Source organism: Spirochaeta cellobiosiphila DSM 17781 (genome assembly GCF_000426705.1).
GTDB classification, from domain to species: Bacteria; Spirochaetota; Spirochaetia; order DSM-17781; family DSM-17781; genus Spirochaeta_E; species Spirochaeta_E cellobiosiphila.
On record NZ_AUFW01000018.1, the window covers coordinates 150,480 to 174,377 of the forward strand.

The window sequence follows — 23,898 nt, forward strand, 5'->3', positions numbered from 1 at the left end:
TCCTTTATCTAGTTCAATGGAATGTTTATTTCCATATCTGTATTTTCACGTACTATCTTCATAGTTATGGCATCACTATCAATATCGTTAAGAAGTGTGTAAAACTCTAATAGAGTTTTTACTTCTCTTCCATTGATTTGAGTGATTATATCATCAGTTCGTAATCCACTTAGCTGGAATAGCGTTCTAGGATACACCTGTAAAACCTGTACTCCATTCAAATCCTCTTCCTCATAGATGTCAACCACAATGCCAGGCCATAATGAAGGATTTAAGGACGCTAATTCATTTTCATCCTTTCGTTCACCAAGGGTGATGTTTAGATTTTTCATTTGCCCCTGTCGTACCAGACTCAGCTTTATCTGGTCCTGAGGGCGTAATTTACCAATGTCAAAAATCAATTCATCGACTGAATTAAAATTCTTATCATTCAAAGCTAAAACATAATCCCCAGGTTTTATACCGCTGGTAAAGGCTGGAGAACCGATAAATACCTGGGATACAAAGGCACCCTTTGATTGACTAATATTCAAGCTATCTCTTGTCTTTTTATTGATATCCAGGAAACTGACTCCTAACCATCCGTAACGTACATGGCCTGTTTCAATAATATCATTAGCTCCATTAAAGACATTATTTATGGGTATAGCAAAACCTAGTCCAACACTAGAACCGGTAGTTGTAGCAATCCAGGTATTGATACCAATGAGTTGGCCTTTCAGATTGACAAGAGCCCCCCCTGAGTTACCTTGATTGATTGAGGCATCTGTTTGGATAAAATCACTAATATTACCGCCAGGACCACCCCGACGCCCTGTAGCACTAATGATTCCTGAAGTCACAGTAGATTCCAACCCTAAAGGGCTCCCGATAGCAATAGCAAAGTCCCCGACCTTTAATTTATCCGAGTTACCGATCGAGATAACTCTTAATTTTAGTTGAGTCTTAATATGAAGAACAGCAATATCTATTCGAGAATCAACGCCTAAGACTTCCGCCTCAAGAAGAGGGCCTTCATACAACTTAACATGAACATCTTCAGAATCAGCTACAACATGGCGATTTGTAACAATATAGTAATCAGATCCGTTGTTTTTAAAAATGACTCCCGATCCTAAAGATGTGCGTTTAGGATCAATTTTATCATTTAAATCATCTGGATTATTATAAAAATATTCCCATGGAGTACTATTGTCACCCCCAGAAGTAGAAGACAAAACCTGTACAACAGAAGGGCGAACATCTGAGGCTATACGTCTAAAAGAGCTCTGTAAGCTTAATATAGATACAGTTGAAGTACAGCTCGTCAAAAAGCTCACCATAATGAGGACAAGAAAGAAAATTGTTTTATTCTTCATCAATAACTATCCTAGTTTTGTAAGTATTTCAGGTCCATTTTCTGTAATAAGAACGGTATGTTCAAAGTGGGCTGATGCTTTTTCATCAAGGGTTACAACAGTCCAGTCATCATCTAATACTTCCACATCTCCCGTACCAATATTAAGCATAGGCTCAATAGCCAATACCATTCCAGGTCTCAGTCTAGGATTAGGACCACGGCCTACATAATTAGGGATTTGAGGATCTTCATGAACTTCTAATCCAACACCATGTCCACAATATTGATGAACAATACCTAAATTATTCTCACGGGCTATGGCCTCAACAGCTCGAGATATGTCTTTTACCCTATTTTTGTTCAAGGCTTGCTCAATACCAAGATAAAGAGATTTCTCTGTTATTTCCAGCAACTTTTTATGTTGATCCGAAATCTGACCAACAGCCAGGGTTATAGCTGAATCACTAATATAGCCATCAAGATTAATACCGCAGTCAATACTGATAATATCCCCTTCTTTCAATCTCCTATTCCCTGGAATACCATGAATGACTTCATCATTTACACTGGTACAGAGCGTTCCTGGAAAACCTTGATAGCCTAAAAAGGCAGGGATTCCCTTATGCTTTGATATAAAGTCATAGGCGAAAGAATCAAGTTCCTTTGTCGTTACACCTGGTTTAACCCTTGAGGGGATCACTTCATATAAAGAAGCCAATAATTGACAGGACTTTCTAATTCCTTTTATCTGTTCATCATTCTTAATGCTAATCATATATACCTCATCTATTTAAGCTGGTCATAAAGCATGGAGGCTTTTATATTGGTCTTGTCCAATTCTATGGCCAGTGCAAGTTCTAATTTTGCCTTATTTGTGTCTACTTGATTAATATAATACTCACCTAATGAAAGGTGAATTCGGGATAGGATTGATTTATCCTTATTATCAGCTTCAGCTATATCTAAAGCTTTATTTAGGTAAGAAAAAGCTTGATTCCATTGTTCATTTAACTGAAGCACCTTTGCTAAGGTCATTACATTGTAAAAGTTTTCCTGAAGTTTAACAGATGCACTTAAGTGCTCTATAGCCTGTTCAAAATCCCCTTCTAAAACATAAGAAACACCATAATAAAACTGGGTCCACCATTTTATTCCTAATCTCTTCTGGGAAATATCTAGTGCCAATTGGGCATCTTTTATATCACCAAGCTGAAGAGAATTCCATGCAAGATATTCAGCTATACTTTCTTTTTTCTGATCTTTATTATACAAATCCCACAATTTAGCTGTTCTACGTTTTGGAGATTCTAAAGAAGGATACCATTTCAAATTTATAAGAGCGACTTCTGTATCGTCAGAATATTTATTTATCAAGTCTTTTGCTTCTTGATTTCGTTCTGTGTAAGCTAACATCTCAATCAAAAACAAATAAAGATCAGCTTTATCAGGGTAATATTCTAAACTTGTTTCTAAGATGTTAATACAGTTGTCCAATAGATTTTGTTTTTGATAGATGACAGCGAGGTTATAATAAGGTAACCAAGAGAACTTAGGATCCTTCTGTAGGACCTCATTATAAATAGCTACAGCTGTATCCAGGTCTCGAGTGGTAAAGGCCAAATCCCCACGCATTACTAGTAAGCCAAGCTTACTGGGATATCTTGATATGGCTTCAGACAAATATACAGCAGCGCTGGTATAGTCTCCTACATCCAAATAAAGTTTGGCTACAGGTTCAGAAAAGGCCCTCTTATCATTCATACTATTAAGCATATCAATAATGCCGTCTTTATCCCCGGCAAGAGCCTTAAAGAAGGCTGCGTCCAACCATAATCTATCATCATTTGTTTTCTGGGCAGATAAATAAAGCTTGTCATAATCAGAGTTTAGTTCTTGATCAAATAAAGGAGACAAATCGTCTCCTTTCATGGATTCTGCAAACTTAAGGGGATCATTATTAAGATAAGCCAGACTCTTTAAGTTGGCCCAAGAGTCATTATTGAGTTTTGTAGCCCACTCAGAAGCTTCCACATTTCTATTAGTCTTTAAGGAAGCGACTACCATAAATGGGATAATTCGAAAAGAATTTTTGTGATGGCGAATTGCTACTTTGCTAGTATTGTATAAAAGCTCAGGATCATCTAAATAAGAACCTATATAATAGGTGCGCTTCAAAATCCGCTCCCATTCTTTATCATTCTTGGCTGCTTTAAACAGCTCAGGTAGCTGATCCTTTGCTTTAGCAAAAAAACCTTGTCCCATTAAACTGTCAATTCCTTGAATTTGAACAAGAAAACTAGGACTCTTCACTTTGTTCTTGCTGATAAAGTAGGCTACCGTGAGGGCAGAACCAGCAATTAGCATGATACCGATAACAAGAAACAAAATAGTTTTTAAGCTTTTCTTCATACTTTATTAGCCAACAATCTCCTTATGAAGATTGTCTAACACTCCATTTACAAACTTGAACGCTTCACCAGCACTGTATTTCTTAGAAATATTAATTGCCTCATCAATGACAACTTTATGGGGGATCTCTTTTTGATAGATCAAACTATATGCTGATAGTCTAAGTATAGCTAAATCTACCCTGTTAATTCTATTAATATCCCAGTTTTTTAAGTGCTTGGATATTCCCTTATCGACTTCTTCAATATTATCAATAACACCAGCAATTAATAATTTGGCAAAAGCTTTTATATCTTCAGAAAGCTTACTATGCTCGTCTTCATTCATCCAATCAAAACTTAATATCGAAGCCTTATCTAAATCATTCATTTCCCAGCTGTATAAAGCTTGAAAGGCTATCTCTCTCGCTTTGCGACGAGCTCCCATCTATAAATTCTCCTCATAAATAGTAATCTTTGTATTTGGATCTTTTTTAATTTCATTTACCAACTCATTTACAGCTTTCTGTAATTGATATTGTCCTTGCTGATTCATCATTTGAGCGCGTATATATTGTTGGACTGTAGTTTTATCTACAGGAGAAATAGGATCTGTTAACTTCAAAAATCTTTGGCTTAAATGTTCATTAAGCTGAACAATATGGTAACCAACATTTGATTCCATTACCTGAGACAATTCACCAACTTTCATGGTAAATAACTTCTGAAAGAAGACACTACCTAAGGTTTGTAGTACACGTTTGTCATTTCGAGCGATGTAACCCATGTCCCCACCACGAGATCTAGAGTTATTATCCTGGGTATACTGTTGAACCATCTTGTAAAAGTTATATTTGCCATTGGCAATATCTTTTTGAACCTGGGTAGCTTCTTTTAACATTGCCGCTTTTTCTTCTTGAGACTTACCCCTAGTATCCCAAAAAATATGGTTAGCTCTAACCATCTCCGGATTAACGAATTGGGTCGCATTAGTCTGATAAAAATTATTTATTTCCTCAGAACTGGGTTCGGGGACTGTTAAGTATTCAGAACCTTTCTTCTGTTCTAAATAAATCTTTTGAACAAGAGTTTTACGGGCAATCTTCACATATTCATCCCATGAGACCTTAAACTTTTGAGTTACAGCCTGTTTTAACTTGTCATCACTTAAATTTTGATCAACCTGTTTACGTATTTCCTTAAGAATATCCCCATCGGTCACTACTATTCCATCACGTGTGGCAGCTTGATTTATCAGTACTTCTGCTATCATAAGATCCAAGAGATCCTTCTTGGCCTTATTATCCAAGGGAGCATTTCGTACTTTTGCCAAGTAGTTAGCTTGATTTTCATACTCTGCTTTTGTGATATCAACGGACTCCGTTAATTTAACTTTAGCGACTAGCGGATTGTCCTGTGCGAAGACAACTGAGGCCAAACAGAGCATTGTTATAACAAGAATTTTCTTCATAAGTATAACCTTACTGTACCTTTAATTTTGTTCCTAAAGCTTCTGCTTCGTTACCATCTTTTATTACTTCAGAATATTTTAAAAACATCCCTTCCGATTCCATGAGCTTCATCAAATTAGCTAATGTCTTTCCTGACCCAATGATAGTTGAATCTACAAAGGCAAAAGATTTTTTGCCGCCCAACATTCCACAGCCACGAAGGAAGTTTTTTAAAGGATCTGAAATTTTCCCCTTAAATAACTGGGTAGATTCCGTACCAATAGCAATATAGGAATAGATTGTTAACTTACTATTAACATCTTTTGCAACATCAATAATATCCACAAGGTGTCCTTGTTTTTCAAGTCCCTTGGCTAAGCCTTTTGCCAGGTCAGCTAATTTTTTACGTTTCTTATCTGCAAAATAGACTACAGCTACCTTCAAATTTATCTCCTTACAACTACACTGTATTGTGTCAAAAAAAAAGGCGCTCTCTTTCGAGCGCCCTCAACACAAAAAATATTTGTCTTACTCCGTTACTGAAGTATCGTCACTTGAATCTTGTGTATTCCACCATTCACTAGCTTGAGCTGTCGCTTCTTTACGTGCAGCACCTGCTACATCACCAACATCAGTGGTTCTGTTTATCCAAGCTAATCCAAAACTAACGATCAAGAAAACAGCACCTAAAATGGAGGTAAGTCTAGTTAAAACGTTACCACTGTTAGTACCAAAGGGAGTTGTTGAACCACCACCGAAGATACCACCAATACCATCGCCTTGATCATCTTGAATCATTACAATAAGTATTAAAAATAGAGCTGTAATAACGAAAACTACAAGTAAAAGTGTACTAAGAATTCCCATCCAAAATCACCTTTTCGATTATTTATCAAAAAACACAATGGACTTGAAGGAATCTGTCTTAAGAGAAGCACCACCAACAAGGGCACCATCTATATTTTCCATCGCCATTAGCTCTTTGACATTATCTGGTTTCACTGAACCACCATATTGGATGATAATAGCATCTGCGGCAGATCCTGAATAGAGGTCAGCTATAACTTTTCTTATATATTTATGAACAGCATCAGCATCATCCGGAGTAGCAGTTTTACCAGTTCCAATGGCCCATACAGGTTCATAAGCGATAGTTACCTTAGCCAAATCAGCTTCGCTAACCCCTTTTAAGCCTTCCTTAACCTGAGTTAGGATTACTTCTTCCAATTTGCCAGCTTCTCTTTCTTCAAGAGTTTCACCGACACAAAGGATGGGTAACAAACCTTTCTCAATAGCAAACTTAACCTTAGTATTGATCAAGCTATCAGTTTCACCATATATAGCTCTTCGTTCAGAGTGACCAAGAATAACATACTGAACGCCGATATCCAAAAGCATATCCGCAGATACTTCACCAGTATGAGCACCTGATTCAACAGACGCCATATTCTGAGCACCAAGCAATACATTGCTTCCTTTAACAACTTCAGCAACTCCTGGAAGGGCTACAAAAGTAGGAGCTACTAATGCTTTTGCATTAGCTCCCTTTAAAGCCTCAACAAGCTCCTTCGCGAAAGCTACAGCTTCGGAAGGAGTTTTATTCATTTTCCAGTTACCAGCCATGAAAGCAGTTCTCATGGTAGACTCCTTAATTATTTTTCTAGTGCCACAATACCAGGAAGAGATTTACCTTCTAAGTATTCCAAAGAAGCACCTCCACCAGTTGATACGTGATCGATCTTTGATGCCAAACCAAATTTGTTAACAGCAGCGACAGAGTCTCCTCCCCCTACTACAGTAACACCTTTACATTCAGCAACATATTCTGCCACAGCTAAAGTACCCTTAGCGAAGTTGTCGAATTCGAATACTCCCATAGGACCATTCCAAACAACACCTTTAGCGTTAAGAACTTTACCTTTGATAGCAGCTAAAGTTTTTGGACCAATATCCATAGCAAGCTTATCAGCAGGAACATTAACATCATCAATAACTTCCGCTTTAGCAGTTTCGCTGAACTCAGCAGCTACGACATGGTCAAGGGGTAATATAATTTCAACACCTGCTTTTTCAGCACTTGCCAGAAGAGCTTTTGCAGTGTCTAGATAATCTTCTTCAACTAAGGACTTACCAACTTCAAAACCTTTTACTTTTAAGAAGGTATAAGCCATACCACCACCAATTACCATGGTAGTACATTTAGGCAACAGACTTTCTAAAACGCTGATTTTAGATGATACCTTAGCGCCACCTACAATGGCTACAAAAGGCTTGTCTTCATTCTTAAGAACTCCACCTAAGAAGTTATCCTCTTTTTCCATTAAAAATCCAGCTGCAGTCTGAGCCACATATTTTGTCACACCTTCTGTTGAAGCGTGAGCTCTATGGGCAGTACCAAAAGCATCATTAATGTAAACAGAAGCTAAAGAAGCAAGTTCCTTTGCAAATTCAGGATCATTTTTTGTTTCTTCATTGTAATACCGAACGTTTTCCAATAGCAGAATTTCACCTGCTTTAAGGGCTTCGGCTTCTTTTTTTACTTCAGGACCGATAACGTCTGAAGCAATCTTAACTTCTTTCTTCAACAATTCACCAAGTCGTTTTGCCACAGGAGCCAAGCTCAATTCAGGCTTTTTTTCTCCCTTAGGTCGACCTAAGTGACTCATAACAATTAATTTAGTATCAGGTTGTGAAAGAATATATTCTAAAGTAGGAAGGGCAGCTTTGATTCTGGTGTCATCAGTAATGACCCCCTCTTTGAGGGGGACATTAAAATCACAGCGAACCAGTACGCTTTTACCCTTAAGATCTAGATCTTTTACAGTGCGTACGGCCATGGACTATCTCCTAGTGTATGTGATTAAGCAAGTTTTTGAGCTAGGTCAACAACTCTGTTAGAGTAACCCCACTCGTTATCATACCAAGAAAGAACTTTTACAAATCCATTTTCCATTTTCATTGTTGATAATGCATCGAAAATAGAAGAGTGTGAGTTACCTTTAATATCCATAGATACGATAGGATCTTCTGTATATTCAAGAACTCCCTTCATTGGACCTTCAGCAGCTTCTTTCATAGCAGCATTGATTTCTTCAACAGAAGGATCTTTAGCTAATTTAACTGTCAAGTCAACAATAGAACCAGTAGGAGTAGGAACTCTCATTGCCATACCGTTAAGTTTTCCTTTTAATTCAGGAATAACTAAAGCAACAGCTTTGGCAGCACCAGTTGTAGTTGGGATGATAGAAAGACCAGCGGCTCTTGCTCTTCTAAGGTCAGAGTGTGGCAAGTCCAGGATAACCTGGTCATTAGTATAAGCATGAACAGTAGTCATAAGACCTTGTTCGATACCAAACTTGTCATTAAGAACCTTAGCGATTGGAGCTAAACAGTTAGTTGTACAAGATGCATTGGATACAGCATCACCAACTTTTCCAAGTTCGCTTTCGTTAACACCAAGAACGATAGTATCAATACTATCTTTAGCAGGAACTGTAAGGATAACCTTCTTAGCACCAGCCTTGATATGGTCTAGGTAACCACCTCGAGGACCTTCAGCAGTTCGGAATACACCAGTGGACTCGATGGCAACATCAACTCCAAGAGATTTCCAAGGTAGTTCTGCAGGGTTTTTGATGGCATAGATTTTAATTTCCTTACCATCTACAACAATAGCATCATCTTTAGCTTCAACAGTTTTGGAATAAACACCAAAAGTTGAGTCATATTTTAGAAGGTGAGCTAAAGTTTTTGCGTCAGTCAAATCGTTAATTGCAACAATGTCGATGCCTTTTTCAACAGCAACTTTGAATACATTTCTTCCGATTCGACCAAATCCGTTAATTGCTAACTTCATTTAATTCCTCCGAATTCGAGATTTTTTTACCCATAAAAATAATACTCATTTCATGGGGCAATGTCAATTATAAAAGAACCAGTTCATTTAAGCTTGAGGACCTGTTCATATAATGAATTGGTGCTCCTCACAGTCGGAATACTATCCAGACTTTCTTCAGATATCTTTATCACATTATCATCAGGGTTGATGAGATCAAAAGTAGTAGCCGATTCCAATGTTCCAGTTGCTATATTCTCCCCAATGTTGGTAATAGTCAACTGGCCCAGGATGTTTTCATTAGTAATTGAATATCCTAGATCCCTGGGAGATAATTCCAAGCTCCCCTTCTTAAGTACTTGCAGGTTATCATCCATAGTAAGACCATCATTAGCCCCCAGATTAATAAGAGCCATATTATTGTCACGTTTTATGATACGTCCATAAAGAGGAAGAGCTGAATATATTAAGTCTGATAATTTCCTTAAGGACAAGCCTATCTTTTCATTACCACGGCGCAGAACAGAAAGTTCTGTAATCTTGGTGCCCGTTCTTGTTAGGTATAAATCGCAGTAAACTTCAAAAGATCCACCATCATCATTGAAGCTAAGTATAACAAAATAATCACTGCCATTAGATAAGGACTGACGGAAAGCCTCATTGAAACCAGATACAAGACCTCCCTTACTAACCAAAAGCCTGTTATAATATAATAATTCAGCTCTTGCCAGATAAAGCAGTCCCTCCTCACTATTATACAAGCTCAATTTACTATCTGAATCACTATAATAAAGATCTAAACGATAAGGATCGCGGGGGACACTAAATTGATCAACATCCCAGGACTCAAAGGGACTATCACTTAATAGACTTGTATAGATTTCCAGTTCATCCTTCTGATCCTGATCTAACAGATCTTCCTTGTTCATAAATTCTAGTTGACGAAGGTAGGAAGCGTCCAAACCTAAACTTTTGAAAGCCTCTGCATAATAAGTATTGCCTTGAGTATCAGTGGGAACAAGAAGTAATCCTTTTCTGTACTCTCTCAAAGCACTCATGAATTGATTATTAATATAGTTATTCTGGCCAGTTTCAAAATGATAGCTGGCTAAATCCTTCCGATAATCATTATCAAAGCCAAAATTATCACTCACTATTTCTTCCAGACTATAGCGTATGATCTCACTATCTGGATTTTGCTTCAAAGCACCCTGCCATTGAATCAAAGCTTTATCAATATCCCCTAATTTATAATAACAAAAGCCAAGATTATATCGTAACTCTATATTGTCCGGTTCTTCCTGCATCAGCTGAAGGATTACCTCTTGAGCTAATAAAAATTCATCTTTATGCATGTAAAGAAGAGATTGAAGATTTAAAAAATCAAAGGAATCAGGAATAAAGGATAAGGCACGCTTAATATAAGTAAGAGACCTATCCCAATCACCAATATTATAATAATAAACGGCAGCTACATGATTTACTTCTGGCAGGTTATCAAAGAGCCTAACAACCTTGCGTAAATCCACAAGCGCTTTATCCTGCTCACCTAAACGCTCATAGATCAGTAAACGGGCCAGCAAAGACACTCTGTCTGAGGGATTTTGATTCAAAATCGTTGAATAATAGCTCAAAGCCCTCCGAAGTTGGTTATCAAGGAGGGCAATCTCACCTTGAACCTTGACAGCGTCCAGGTTATGAGGCTGATCTTGAAGAATTTGGTCTAATTGTTTCTTAGCTTCCTCTGACTTACCCTGGGCAGCCAAAACACGGGCTTCCCATATCATAGGAGGGATACGTTTGGGTTCTAGATCTCGAGCTTTTTGAATATAGAAAAGGCTTTCATCCCATTCATCCAGATAGAAGTAAGCCCTTCCCAGACCTAAATAGGCATCCAAATAATAAGGATTGTCTGACAAGGCGTCATTATACTTTTCGACTGCCAGGAGGTAATCTCCCTGATCTACAGCTTTACTAGCCTCTCTGTAGGACAAAACCGATGCGGATTGTCCCCAAGAGGATATACAGAAAAAGAGGAATAAAAGACTACTCCAGATTCTCTTCATTATCACCTGTCAACTCTATTTTTATTGTTTTAATTTTATGACCTACAACATTCTGTATGATAAAATTAACATTCTTATAATTAACCTTTTCAAAGCGTGAAGGGATTTTTCCCATTTGTTCAAATACGAATCCACCTAAGGTATCCACTTCCGATAAGGGTAGATCCAGATGTAAGGCCTCATTGAGATCTTCTAGGCTGACACGGGCATCACAGAGGTAGACGTCTTTTTCAATAGCAACAATGTCTTCTTCTTCATTGTCAAATTCGTCCTGGATATCTCCTACGATTTCTTCAATGATATCTTCCATAGAGACAATACCTGAAACCCCGCCGTACTCATCAACAGCAACAGCAATATGAACTCGTTTTTTTTGGAATTCCCTAAGCAAACTATCTAAACGCTTACTTTCAGGAACGAAATATACTTTACGCATGATCTTATCTATGCATAACTCATCAGTATTAGTTTTCTTTTTAATTATATGATGAAGGAGATCTTTGACATATAAGATTCCAATTACATTATCAATAGTAGAACGGAATACGGGCATTCGTGAATGTCCACACTCTACAACCTTATGCAGAAGTTCATCTATATCCATTTCAATGTCTAAGAAAATGGAATCAATTCTGGGAACAAGGACTTCCTTAACGGTTCGTTCAGAAAGTTCTGTTATTCCACGGATCATGTCCTGTTCATAAAGCTCTAACGACGAGGCTTCCTCATCATCTTTTTTGGCTTTAAATAACTGACTCAGGAAATTACCTGATTTCAAAATATACTCTCTCCTTCTATCTCTCTAAGTATTTTTTCTTGATATATTAACATCTCCTGTTCAGGAGAATTATCACTGTGATCCCATCCGTTTAGATGGAGTATACCGTGAATGATTAATCTTTTAAACTCTTCTTCTCTATCAACCTTAAAATACTCAGCATTTTTAGCCAAAGTGTCCATAGAAATAACCAAATCACCCGCATAAATTTGTTCTGTGGGGAAGGGAAAGTCCTCCACACTCTGTTCAAAGGACAAAACATCAGTTGGTTCATCTTTTTGCCGGTAAACTCTGTTCAATTCCTGTATTTTTGTATCATCACAAAAAAGAACAGACAACTCCCAGTTGCTTATTCCTATATGGGTTAAAACTATATTGATAAAATGATCGACCTTATCTAACCAATAAGGTTCCTCAATATTCTCATATCCAATATCAATTATATTCAATTATTCGTCTCCCGGGTACTCAATTCGCGTATGGAAGTAGCCTGCCAGAACCTTAACAAAGGCGTCACGTATCTGTTCCAGATCTTGAAAGTTCAGACTACTCTCATTAAGTAAGCCCTCTTCCAAACGTCCAACCATCAATGACCATACCATCTTATCTAATTTGGACACAGTTGGTTTCTTCAATGTTCGTGTGGCAGCATCCACCGTATCAGCCAGCATGACTATGGCCGCTTCCGGGGTTTCCGGATTAGGACCGCTATAAGAGAATTCATCCTTACTCACTTCGCTCCTGTCTTTCTTAGCCTTTTCATAAAAGAAATGCATTAACCCCTTGCCATGATGCTGGGCAATAATATCTATAACCTTTTGTGGTAAACCTAATTCTTTTCCTTTCTCAATGCCAATCTTTACGTGAGATTTAAGAATAGTCGCCGACATTGAGGGTTTTAATTCATCGTGTTTGTTAACACCCTTCTGATTCTCAATAAACAAATCAGCCTGATCTATCTTACCAATATCATGATAATAGGCGCCGACCCTGGCTAGTAAACTATTAGCGCCTACTTCCCGACAGGCAGATTCTGCCAGATTGGCCACATTAACAGAATGACTGAAAGTTCCTGGTGCCAAATTAAGCATTCTCTTGAATATGGGTGCACCTAGATCTGATAGTTCCCGTAACCGGAAAGGGGTGGGCCAATTGAAAAAGTGTTCTAAAATGGGAAGCAAACTAGTACTCACCAAGCCCCAGAATAAACCTATAATAAGAGCAACGCCCACACTATCCCCATAAAGTGATGGTTTTTCCGAATCCATCAGCATAGTGAACAGCAAGAGAAGCACTTCAACGATACTCAATATGGCGCTAGCCCTTATGATATGTATCCTTTTTGATATACCTTGAACCAATAAGGCAGCACTGAGGGATGCCAGTAGGATAAACAAGAAGGTACTCAAAGGGATATCACCAATAGCCAAGGTCACTAAAGACAGGGAAAAAGCCATAATGTATCCATTACGCTCCCCTTGAATTAGAGTAGTCAGCATACAGAAAAGTGGTGCTGGATACAGTAGCATAAGAACATGGTTAGAAACCCAGCCAAATTGGTTTTTGATAATGACAATAAAAATTATATAAATAAAGGAAACGATCAAATAATACCAGTATACCTTGTCATCCAGACCTACATACCCCACCATATGATACAAGCTAAGGGTTAATAAGAGAGATATCACCAATATGACAAAACAATAAAGAATATGATACACACTCAGGCTTTTGGACTGGTTAATGATCTGTTGAATAAGAGTATGGGAATCCATAGTAATAATGAATCCCTTACGGACTATCACTTCCCCTTTCTTATAACTTTTAAAAGAAGGACTAAAAGAATCGAGTCTTTTGTTGATTTGCTCCTGAGTTGCTTCCTGATCAAAATGATTCGTCACTTTAAGAAAGGGACGCAAAAGGGGATTATATTCGTCTTCCAATGTTTGTATAGAACCAGTATCAACAGAATACAAACCAGAATCTGTCTTTACATATATATTATCCAGAGCCAGATGAAGGGGGGTATCAATAAGAAAGATCCCCTTTCTTAATACTTGATGAAGTTGTTCTGAGAGCTTACCTAACTCAATCGGATTTACCAAAATGTATTGGTTATCTTCCACCGTTTGTATATCAAAGTAATTAGGAAATTCAGCCTGGAGCTCTAAATAGATTCTATCCGGAGATATGTCAGAAGTCACATTGAGGGATAACCAATCCTGAAATCTGTCGAAATCATCAAGTATGCTATCAATAACAATCTGATTCTTATCATAGACAGGAGGGGTTAATGCGATCAGAGCTTCTCGACGTGTTTGAGTGCTTTCAGCATCAACAACCTGCATATCCTGTTTGAGGATGAGATTAAAAGGAGCTTTATCCCCTACTTCCCATTGATCCTTGTTGATACGGGCAGCAAAAGGACTTTTATTACCAGACATTACCAATAGTATCCAGGACAGTACCACAAAGAGAACAGTAAATATCAGGTTCTGACCAGAAAAGGGTACATAAAAAAATGCAGGATTAAGAAGTTTTTTTCTCGGTCTCATAGGCTCTTATAATTTTTTTAACCAAGGAACTTCGCACAACATCACTATGGGTGAAATGGCTAAAATGTATGTCCTCGATTCCTTTAATAACCTTCATAGCGTGAATTAGTCCAGAGTTCTTACTATTAGGCAAGTCTATCTGGGTAACATCACCAGTTATGATCGTTTTCGATCCTTCCCCTAATCGAGTAAGGAACATCTTCATTTGCTCACGGGTTGTATTTTGAGCTTCGTCTAAGACGATAAAACAATTCTGAAGAGATCGTCCCCGCATATAGGCTAAGGGCGCTATTTCGATGAGGCGGTTCTCTTCCATTCGGTTCAGGATTTCCGCAGGAACCAAAGCTTCCATAGCATCATAAAGAGGTTTGAGGTAAGGGTTGAGTTTTTGAGATAGATCTCCTGGTAGGAAACCAAGGCTTTCTCCCGCTTCTACAACAGGTCTGGTCAGAACAAGCTTTCTCTGTTTTTTGCCCAATACTTCACTTAAGGCCTGAGCTATGGCAAGGAAAGTCTTACCCGTACCAGCCGGGCCGATACCGAAGGATAGATCATGGGTTTGAATTCCTTTGATATACATGGTCTGATGAAAACTACGGGGAAATACCTTATAAAAACCATGAGGAATAATAATATTACTGTTGAACAAATCATCCAGTCCTTGAAGATCATCTGCTCTAAGGGCATCCACGATAGTCACAATCATATCCCGACTAACCTTCTGTCCCTTTGAGATCTGTATTTGAATACAGTTAATAACCTGACTGAAGAAATTTTGAACCTCAGTATCTTCTGAATCCAGAATTAATTCATTACCCTGATTGTATATCTTTATACCAAAGATATCTTCTAATGTTTTTACATGGTTATCGTTAATCCCGCAGATCTCCCGCAAGGATCTAGAATCTTCAATAACTACGCGAAAATAATCGCTCACATACCTTCCTTTAGCAAAAGTTTAGTCATAACACCCTCAAGTGGTCAACCTATTTCTGCGTTTTAAACTCAAAGCCATCATCCTCAGATTGTTCAATCACAGAATGAAATTCCTGGTGTGGCTTCCAGCGAAGCTGGATGACAAACTCATTAGAAAACTTCCAACCTGTGCCATCTTCTTTTTCGATAGGGGTACTATCCAAAGCAAAGGATAATACCCAATCGGGCATATAATGATCAATGGATAAATTCAAGGAATCAATTTTATATTGACTGGATTTACGTTTTTCTGTATTTCCAAAGGCAAAACCGGTCAATATATCCTCTATAGGAGAGGTATATTCCTCCATAGAACCATTAATTTGTTTATAATAATAAGGAACATAACGGTAAAGGCTGTTATTAGAAGAAGATGTTTTAAATCGGACTCTGAGAAAATCTACTATATCAAAAGACAATGATGTATTCAATGAAGAGGCGGAATCAATAAAATTATTCAGATAAAGATCAGCGGTGAAGTCAATCTTCCCTCCTAAAGAAATTCGACCTCCTAGAAAATCCTTCTTGAATTCTGCTGTATTTAAACCTAGAGAAGCTTCCACAGGTTGAAATTTCTTCTTATCACGAGTAATCAGAGGACCATTAGAAGCATTAATGTCTACATCATAATGATAGTCTCTTTTCATCTTGTATAAGGCTTCCAATCTGAAGAAATCAATACTATAGATCAGTGTATCCCAATCTTCTTCTTCCCAATTATATCTCACATCCTGAGCAAAAGTTAAATAGGAGAATGGTTCATAAGCTAACTGTACAGACAAAGGATCAAGGATCCAATCTTCCTCCTCTTTTTTATCACCATCTTGGGACACTGTCACAGACAACGACCTTTGCCCCCATTTTGTAGTTGTATCAAAACTATCTTCTTCTGCTTGAGGAGGAAGATTTTTCTCATAGGAGAGACTACTTTTTATGTCACTATAGGGTAAATAGTATGCGTATTGAGAGCCTACTAAGTGTTTTAGAATATAGTCATCTGTGAATTGGAGGGTTTGCCAATCATAACGGACTTCCTGATTCGTATCATAATAATCATCATCGAATTCTCTATCAAAGATTATCCCCTTCCATTGGTAATTCACAGTCCAGTCCGTATATAAGGGATAAGGTGTGGTGGATACACTTAGGGCATCGGTTAAGTATCTAGTAGAATCAGAATAATCATCTTCCTTATAACTTTTAATTTTAGAACTCGTCAAAGTATCTTCATTCAAATAAAGATATTTTGATTCAGAATACATGAAATCCAGACTATTAGACACAGAACCGAAAGGTCCCAAGCTTTGGTCGATAATCAAGGCAATACTGGAGGCGGACAGTACGGATCGACGTGTCTCCTCATCAAATTCTATCTCCCCAGGGACACCTGAGGGATCTGTATAAACACTGGTGAGATCATAATTTAAGCCCTTCATCTTATAACTCAATTGGGGACGGTAATCATATTCAGGAGAGCTATTAATATTAATGGGACCCAGATAGGAGGGAGGGATTATTGGGTCCCAGTCCTCTTCATCCTGTATCTCCGAAGTGTTTGCCTCTTCTGTTGTTTCTCCTTTGTTCCCCCAAGGAGGAATAATATCTCCATCTTCCACGACTTCAGAACCTTTTGAGCTAGCAGCTTTATAAGGGAATAAAGCTCCTCCTAAACTAGCTGATAAAGAAGTCCATTTCAGAGAGTTTGGATAGTAATAAGAATCCTTATAGTTCTTTTTATCATCATAAGACCAAAGGAGTTTTGTGTTAAAATCTGATACAGACAGGGAAGACAACCAAGGATTAAACTTAGTCACATTAGGCTCGAAAGAACTTTTTATACTCCATTCTAAAGTCTCAAATTTAGAGGTGGAATCGACATAACTAGAGAATTTATAGCTTCTCTCATCATCCTTAGTTGAATAATCTTTTTCTAATTGATCAAAACCAAAGAGATTGAGAAACTCAAAATTTTCATTTCTATCTAGGAAATCCTCTGGAAAATCAGGATCACTTGCCGCTTCAACCTTGAGAGTAATGTTTTCTAAAATCTTTAAATCAATGGAAAATAAATAGCGAAAAGGAACATCTGTATTCCAGAACCATCCCGTCTGAAAGGGTTGATCATAGATCTGCCTTGTATAATCAAAGGGAATACCTGTGCTATCCAGATCATGAGAAAAGGCAATACCCTCATAATAACTAAGAGAATGTATATGAGGAATGGCATCAAAGATACCTACAGACCCAAAGGAAGCTAGAGTCTTATTAGTCATATCACCATAAAATTTCCAATACTGGGTGCGTCGAAGATCATCCTTAGGGAGAACATCACTAGTACGTTGTAAGTACAACCCATGACGAACATACTCATAAAATTCTTTACTATCACTATCTTCTTGAACCTTTAAGAAGCTAAAACTGGAAGAAGAGGTTTCCTTCTGACCATAGATATAATAAGTAGTGTAAAAGAAAAAGCCCTCTGTAGAATCAGTGCCTATAACAGGATTAAAGAGCATCTCATCACCGGGCTTAAAGTAAAAGGGAATATAAAATACAGGAATCTCACCAATATATAATACACCATTAAGGATAGCCCACTCATCGGGTGTTAATATCCATACTTTACTGGCTTTAATCTTATAATAAGGTTCTTCAGGTATAGAAGAAGATCTAGTGATGTTATTAAGAATGATCACATCGTCCTTTGTCCGTCGAATGGTATCAGCGGTATAGAAGTAATCTAGTTCCTCATTATAACTATTCTTAGTAGAAGTATTTGAACCACCATCGATAAATCGACCTGACCAAGTATCAACATTAAAGAATAAACGGCTTCCTGTGAAGTTTTCAGTACCATCCTTTTTTGTTAGGGTATAACTAACATTCCCTTTCCCATAGAGTAAATTCTTCTGTTGATTATAGAGAATCTCCTGAGCTTCTATGGTATGAGTCTGGTCCTCTGCTTCCTGATTAAGAACAAGCTTAACCTGACCTACAAGGCGAAGATAGTTTTCATTTTTTTCTGGTATAGAAAAATATTCGACAAAATCTGCCCTTTCAATACTGACCATATCCTCTAAAGAATTTATATCATCACTTTCTTCAATATTATAATACTCAGAAAGCCTTGATTTCATAGTATCAAGGCTTCCTTCTGTTGACAGCCCCAATTGACTTAACCAGTTAACAACTTCCCGATAACGGGCTGTATCGATGTCTTTGGCCAAGGTATCAGTAAACAAATCCTGTGACCATAAACATCCAAAACCAGCGAAAATCAAGGCTAATAGGATAATCCTTCTCAAGGATTATCCTCAAAGGCCTCTTTTAAATAGTATCCTGTGTAGGATTCTGTACATTGGGCTACTTCTTCAGGAGTTCCGGCGACAACAAGATTGCCTCCTTTATCTCCTCCTTCCGGTCCCAAGTCAATAATATAATCAGCTTGTTGAATAACATCGAGATTGTGTTCAATAAGAATGGCCGAATTACCTTGATCAATCAACTGCTGCAAGACCTCCATCAATTGCTTAACATCTGCAAAATGCAATCCTGTTGTGGGTTCATCTATGATGTATAAGGTCTTCCCTGTGCTCCTCTTAGCGAGTTCCAGAGCTAGTTTAACCCTTTGAGCTTCCCCACCGGATAAGGTTAGGGCTGATTGACCCAGGCGAACATACCCCAATCCTACCGATTCCAGTGTGGATAACTTACGGTGGATAGCAGGAATGGCTTGAAAAAACTCAACAGCTTCACTAATGGACATATCCAGTACATCATGAATGTTCTTCCCCTTGTATCTTACATCAAGAGTCTCTCTGTTATAACGCTTACCTTTACAGACATCACAAGTGACATACACATCGGGAAGAAAGTGCATTTCAATCTTGATTGTACCATCACCTTGACAGTTTTCACAACGTCCACCCTTAACATTGAAAGAAAATCTTCCTGCCTTATATCCTCTGGCCTTTGAATCAGGCAAGCCTGAGAATAATTCCCGGATAGCAGTAAAAACACCTACATAGGTAGCAGGATTAGAACGGGGCGTTCGTCCAATAGGACTTTGATCAATGCTGATAACCTTATCAATGTTATCAAGCCCTTTAATCTCCTTCACCTTACCCACTTTATGGGTCTTACCTCTTCCGACCTTATTGAATATATATGGATAGATGATACCATTAAGTAAGGTTGATTTGCCCGATCCGGACACCCCTGTGATAACCGACAGAGTTCCTAAAGGAATCTTGACATTGATATTCTTGAGGTTATTCTCCTTGGCCCCCAAAACTTCTACAAATTGTCCATTACCGGGACGGCGAATCTCACGGGTTTTAATAGATATCTTACCTGTTAAATACTGGCCTGTTAAGCTATTAGGGTTCTCCAGAACTTCTTCCAGTGTCCCTTTGGCCACAACTTCTCCCCCATAAATACCAGAACCAGGACCTAAGTCTACAATATAGTCAGCGGCTCTAAGGGTTTGCTCATCATGCTCAACAACTATCAGGGTATTCCCCAGATTCTTCAAATGAACCAGGGTATCAATAAGACGCTGGTTATCACGTTGATGAAGTCCGATGGTAGGTTCATCCAGAATATAAAGGACTCCCATCAGACTAGAACCTATCTGGGTGGCGAGACGAATACGCTGGGCTTCTCCCCCACTAAGGGTCCCTGCTTTACGTTCCAAAGATAGATATTCTAAACCTACAGAACGCATAAACCCTAATCGATCTTGCACTTCCTTTAAAATCTGCTGGGCGATATGCTTTTGATTAGGTGACAGCACAAGAGAATTAAAGAAGTCATGAGAATCAGCAACACTTAGGCAAGTGGTCTCATGGATATTCTTATCCATAACAGTCACAGCAAGGGCTTCGGGTTTCAATCGTTTTCCATGACAAGATTGACAGATCTCATCTCGCATAAAACCTTCAAGCCAATCCTTAATGCCATCAGAGTTTGTTTCTCTGTATCGGCGCTTTAGGTCATTGATAATTCCTTTGAATTGACTGGAATACTCAAACTTCCCTGTCCCTTCTCTATTAGTGTATTTCACATCAATAGGTTCTTTGGTTCCATACAAGATGGCATCAATCACCTTTTTGGGGATATCTTTGATAGGTGTATCCAAGGTAAATCCAAAATGTTTGGCTAAGCCCTTAAACCAGCTTGTGTACCAATTAGCTGAGGGGTTGTAGGGAGCAAATCCCCCTTCATTATAGGATAATTCCGGATCAGGAATGATGAGTTCCGGTATAAATTCCATAGTAGATCCCAGACCGGCACATTCCTCACAAGCACCAATAGGATTATTAAAAGAAAAAAGTCTTGGTTGAAGTTCAGGAAGACTAATCTGACAATGGGGACAGGAGTTTTTCTCAGAGAAAAATTCTTCCTCGTCACCCTCTTCCTGTAAACGAAGGGCTATTATCTTACCATCTGAGACCTCAAGAGCGGTCTCAATCGATTCGGCTAGACGTTTACGAACGCTTGCACTGATTTTAAGACGGTCAATAACGATATCAACAGAATGCTTCTTCTTTTTGTCGAGTGTGATACCATCTTCTATATTAAGGATCTCACCATCGACACGGACTCTCTGGAATCCAGCCTTTAGGGCATCTGAGAAAATCTTCTGATGTTCTCCCTTACGCCCCTGTACAATAGGAGCTAATAATACAAGCTTAGTACCTTCTGGATAAGAGGTTATATTATCTACAATCTGATCAACGGATAATTCTTGAATCTCCCTTCCGCATTGAGGACAATGAGGAATACCGATTCGGGCAAATAATAAACGAAGATAATCGTATATTTCGGTGACCGTACCAACGGTTGAACGGGGATTACTGTGTGTAGTCTTCTGTTCAATGGAGATGGCAGGACTTAGGCCTTCGATATAGTCCAGATCAGGTTTATCCATCCGCCCTAAGAACATACGGGCATAACTGGAAAGACTTTCTACATAACGACGTTGACCTTCTGCAAATATGGTATCAAAGGCAAGGGATGACTTACCGGAACCACTTTTTCCGGAAAATACTATTAGTTGATCCCTTGGTAATTCCAGATCAACATTTTTGAGGTTGTGCTCACGAGCACCCTTGATTATTAGCTTTTTCATACTTATCAAAAATTAAGCTATTTTAAAATATCTGGCAAGTAGTCTGGATTAATTCATTCGGTTAATCTGTCGATCAGCCATTCGTCCCCACTGCCCTGAATCGGTGGTAGAAGTCAGGATAGACCATACTTCTACAGCTTTGTTGTTCTTCTGGAGAGCCCATAGACTGGCCCCCATATAATAGAGGGCTTTATAGAAATCTGAATCCCTTAAAAGATCTCTGAACTCCTGATCACGATCAGCTTCTTTCAATGTTTGAACTACAGAAGTGAATCTAAAATCGGGATCATTTTTCCTTAGATCATTCAATAATGGGGTAATCTGACTGATAACGGCATAAGAATCATGTAATAAGGCCCTGCTGTAACGCTGTTGACGATAATATAATTCACCAAGGCGAATATGAGCATCCAAGGCAAAGGTGGGCTCCATACGATAAAGGAGTAACAGTTTATCTATACCCCCCTCTTCCAATGCTTGCAGATAAGCAGTCTGTAACCGCATATTATCACTATTATTATAATGAGGATCTTCCTGAAGAATATCGAGGAGGATGTTATTGTATTCTTGTAGTCGGTTTTGCTTGTAGTAGAGATTGGCCAAATCGTATTGTACTTGATAGCCGAATTCGGAATTGTAAAATTGGTTCTTAAGATTAAGAGCTTTAACGTATTGCTTTTCAGCTAAACCCATCTCAGCTTCCAGCTCATAGATGCGCCCAATATAATAGGCGGTTTCGGGCCTATATTCATCGGCGGCTTCCAAATCCTGGAAATATAAAAGAGCCTCTCCTGGGTGACGATCATCCAAAGCCTCTATACCCCGTTCAAGAGTAAGCCAGGCAGGTTCCGCAAAGAGAGGAGAGACTGCTATAATAAGTAAGGCCAAATATAATCGCTTCATAGTTTTAATGTCGGCATTGATTATAAAGGGCTTAGTTAACTTTGTCTATTCTACATCAAGAACATCTTTAATAGCTTTCTTTAAAGTGTCCTTAGGTAAAGCGCCTTGAGCCATTTGGGGTTGGCCTTCCATGGGTACAAACAATAAGCTAGGAATACTTTGGATACCAAAGGCCTGAGCTAGATCCTTTTCCGCTTCTGTATCTATCTTATAGATATTCATCTTACCTTCAAGTTCATCAGACAGTTCTTCTAATATCGGAGCGACCATTTTACAAGGACCGCACCAATCTGCATAGAAGTCAATAAGACAGGGCTTGTCCCCCTCGAACTTCCATTCAGAGTTCTCAGTAAAATTAAAGACTTTTTTTAGAAAGTCGTCTTTAGTTAGATGTACTGCAGCCATATTCTGCTCCTTAAAATTAGTTTATATATAGAAATTAATATATAAGAATTGGAAAGTCAAGTTTTGCCAACTTTGGCCCCCATTCTGGTACTAACATAAGGAATGCTTATCATAAGACAAGTACTTCGCCTGTTTTTTTGAAAAAAAGTGCAAAATTCCTAAAAAAAGTTCCAAAAAACTTCTCGATATTCCAGAAACAGCTGAGAAGAAGCTTATGTAAGGGGATGAACCAAAGCCCACAAGCCAAGGACCCAAGCATACCGGCTTTCCCCCTCTCCTTACCCCCAGGCGTTGCCCAGGGAACTAACATTAAAAAGAAAAGGAACAAGGTAAGCAAAGCAACCTTTTAACAAAGGCCACGGAAAAAGGAAGTCAAGCTACCAAGTTCCAAGCCAAAGTAGCAAAGCTACAAGGCCAGGCCAAAAGCAAAGTTCAAAAAGGGAACATGTCGGAAAGCCGAAAGTCGAAAGATTTGTTCGAAGAGCAAGGAAGAGTCCAAAAGACAAAGCGCAGTGTACTCTGAGTACATGAGCATTTGTCTTCAGGTCGATGACGCCTCTATTCGGACAAAGATGAGACGCCCCAGGAGAGTTATATTTATGATTAATTATTACCTTCACCAAAACAAACTAGGAACTGCAAAAGAAGACAGCCTCTTCCTTGCACGAGTGCAATCCAATCTTAATGTCAACCATGATGACATGGTGAACTTAATGGCGAACAAGAATACAACCGTATCCCGACAGGATATTGTGGTTGTTATGGATCTATTAAAAGAAGTGGTAGAAGAACAACTAATACTAGGGAATTCGGTGAAATCGAATATCGCTCGCTTTGGTCTATCACTAGGGGGAGGATTTACGTCTACCTCGGATGAGATTGATTCTACAAAGCATAGGCTCAGGGTTAAAACAACTCCTAATAGCCAATTAGTGAGTACTATACAAAATAAGAGCACCCTATCTAGAGTGCGGTATAATCCTGTGACTCCTGTTATAGACACGATCTATGATATGACAAATCAGAGTTACAGTTCGGATTTAGAAGCAGGATCCCTTATTGAGTTACGAG

At 38.5% G+C, this 23,898-nt stretch carries 21 protein-coding genes; 2 read left to right on the forward strand and 19 right to left on the reverse strand.

Annotated features, from left to right (window positions below; translation table 11 throughout):
* Positions 1 to 8: 8 nt before the first annotated feature.
* The 19 genes from K345_RS19730 to trxA form a co-directional block, all read right to left on the reverse strand.
* Positions 9 to 1,358 carry a trypsin-like peptidase domain-containing protein gene (locus K345_RS19730; protein ID WP_053228062.1) on the reverse strand — a complete coding sequence of 450 codons (1,350 nt, stop codon included), beginning with the start codon at positions 1,356 to 1,358 and terminating at the stop codon, positions 9 to 11.
* 6 nt (positions 1,359 to 1,364) lie between these two features.
* The gene (gene map / locus K345_RS0104465; protein ID WP_028973156.1) at positions 1,365 to 2,114 is read right to left on the reverse strand and encodes a type I methionyl aminopeptidase; all 750 of its coding nucleotides are present in this window, start codon (positions 2,112 to 2,114) and stop codon (positions 1,365 to 1,367) included.
* Between the two features lie 11 nt (positions 2,115 to 2,125).
* Positions 2,126 to 3,748: a tetratricopeptide repeat protein gene (locus tag K345_RS0104470; protein ID WP_028973157.1), complete on the reverse strand. Its 1,623-nt coding sequence runs from the start codon at positions 3,746 to 3,748 to the stop codon at positions 2,126 to 2,128.
* A 6-nt stretch (positions 3,749 to 3,754) separates the two neighbouring features.
* Positions 3,755 to 4,174, reverse strand: coding sequence for a transcription antitermination factor NusB (gene nusB / locus K345_RS0104475; RefSeq protein ID WP_028973158.1), 420 nt, complete (start codon positions 4,172 to 4,174; stop codon positions 3,755 to 3,757).
* Entirely contained in the window at positions 4,175 to 5,197 is a 1,023-nt protein-coding gene (locus tag K345_RS0104480) for a peptidylprolyl isomerase (RefSeq protein ID WP_028973159.1), read from the reverse strand.
* A 10-nt stretch (positions 5,198 to 5,207) separates the two neighbouring features.
* Positions 5,208 to 5,621 (reverse strand): hypothetical protein, encoded by a 414-nt coding sequence (locus tag K345_RS0104485; RefSeq protein WP_028973160.1) that lies wholly within the window; start codon positions 5,619 to 5,621, stop codon positions 5,208 to 5,210.
* An 84-nt stretch (positions 5,622 to 5,705) separates the two neighbouring features.
* Entirely contained in the window at positions 5,706 to 6,044 is a 339-nt protein-coding gene (secG, locus tag K345_RS0104490) for a preprotein translocase subunit SecG (protein ID WP_028973161.1), read from the reverse strand.
* A gap of 18 nt (positions 6,045 to 6,062) precedes the next feature.
* Positions 6,063 to 6,815, reverse strand: coding sequence for a triose-phosphate isomerase (gene tpiA, locus K345_RS0104495; protein WP_028973162.1), 753 nt, complete (start codon positions 6,813 to 6,815; stop codon positions 6,063 to 6,065).
* 14 nt (positions 6,816 to 6,829) lie between these two features.
* Positions 6,830 to 8,014 carry a phosphoglycerate kinase gene (locus K345_RS0104500; protein ID WP_028973163.1) on the reverse strand — a complete coding sequence of 395 codons (1,185 nt, stop codon included), beginning with the start codon at positions 8,012 to 8,014 and terminating at the stop codon, positions 6,830 to 6,832.
* A 23-nt stretch (positions 8,015 to 8,037) separates the two neighbouring features.
* The gene (gene gap, locus K345_RS0104505) at positions 8,038 to 9,033 is read right to left on the reverse strand and encodes a type I glyceraldehyde-3-phosphate dehydrogenase (RefSeq protein ID WP_028973164.1); all 996 of its coding nucleotides are present in this window, start codon (positions 9,031 to 9,033) and stop codon (positions 8,038 to 8,040) included.
* A gap of 83 nt (positions 9,034 to 9,116) precedes the next feature.
* Entirely contained in the window at positions 9,117 to 11,078 is a 1,962-nt protein-coding gene (locus K345_RS0104510) for a tetratricopeptide repeat protein (RefSeq protein ID WP_028973165.1), read from the reverse strand.
* On the reverse strand, positions 11,059 to 11,856 hold the full coding sequence (locus tag K345_RS0104515; protein WP_028973166.1) for a transporter associated domain-containing protein: 798 nt from the start codon (positions 11,854 to 11,856) through the stop codon (positions 11,059 to 11,061). Before K345_RS0104515 ends, K345_RS0104510 begins: the two co-directional genes overlap by 20 nt.
* A complete protein-coding gene (gene ybeY / locus K345_RS0104520; protein WP_028973167.1) occupies positions 11,853 to 12,305 on the reverse strand; it encodes an rRNA maturation RNase YbeY in 453 nt (150 codons plus the stop codon). Before ybeY ends, K345_RS0104515 begins: the two co-directional genes overlap by 4 nt.
* Complete coding sequence (locus K345_RS22150; protein WP_053228063.1) at positions 12,306 to 14,411, reverse strand: HD family phosphohydrolase; 2,106 nt, start codon at positions 14,409 to 14,411, stop codon at positions 12,306 to 12,308.
* Positions 14,386 to 15,348, reverse strand: a complete 963-nt coding sequence (locus K345_RS0104530) for a PhoH family protein (protein WP_028973168.1) — start codon at positions 15,346 to 15,348, stop codon at positions 14,386 to 14,388. Before K345_RS0104530 ends, K345_RS22150 begins: the two co-directional genes overlap by 26 nt.
* A gap of 49 nt (positions 15,349 to 15,397) precedes the next feature.
* Positions 15,398 to 18,691: an LPS-assembly protein LptD gene (locus tag K345_RS0104535; protein WP_028973169.1), complete on the reverse strand. Its 3,294-nt coding sequence runs from the start codon at positions 18,689 to 18,691 to the stop codon at positions 15,398 to 15,400.
* Positions 18,688 to 21,519, reverse strand: a complete 2,832-nt coding sequence (gene uvrA, locus K345_RS0104540) for an excinuclease ABC subunit UvrA (protein WP_028973170.1) — start codon at positions 21,517 to 21,519, stop codon at positions 18,688 to 18,690. The genes K345_RS0104535 and uvrA overlap by 4 nt, the downstream gene beginning before the upstream one ends.
* Before the next feature lie 48 nt (positions 21,520 to 21,567).
* Positions 21,568 to 22,422: a hypothetical protein gene (locus tag K345_RS0104545; RefSeq protein ID WP_156888301.1), complete on the reverse strand. Its 855-nt coding sequence runs from the start codon at positions 22,420 to 22,422 to the stop codon at positions 21,568 to 21,570.
* A 45-nt stretch (positions 22,423 to 22,467) separates the two neighbouring features.
* Entirely contained in the window at positions 22,468 to 22,827 is a 360-nt protein-coding gene (gene trxA, locus K345_RS0104550; RefSeq protein WP_028973172.1) for a thioredoxin, read from the reverse strand.
* Between the two features lie 137 nt (positions 22,828 to 22,964).
* On the opposite strand from trxA, the gene K345_RS23295 reads away from it, so the two are divergent.
* Together K345_RS23295 and K345_RS0104560 are read left to right on the forward strand one after the other, a co-directional pair.
* Positions 22,965 to 23,177 carry a hypothetical protein gene (locus K345_RS23295; RefSeq protein WP_169714764.1) on the forward strand — a complete coding sequence of 71 codons (213 nt, stop codon included), beginning with the start codon at positions 22,965 to 22,967 and terminating at the stop codon, positions 23,175 to 23,177.
* Positions 23,178 to 23,426: 249 nt separating this feature from the next.
* A partial coding sequence (locus K345_RS0104560) for an HU family DNA-binding protein (protein WP_028973174.1) occupies positions 23,427 to 23,898 on the forward strand: 472 nt, incomplete at its 3' end.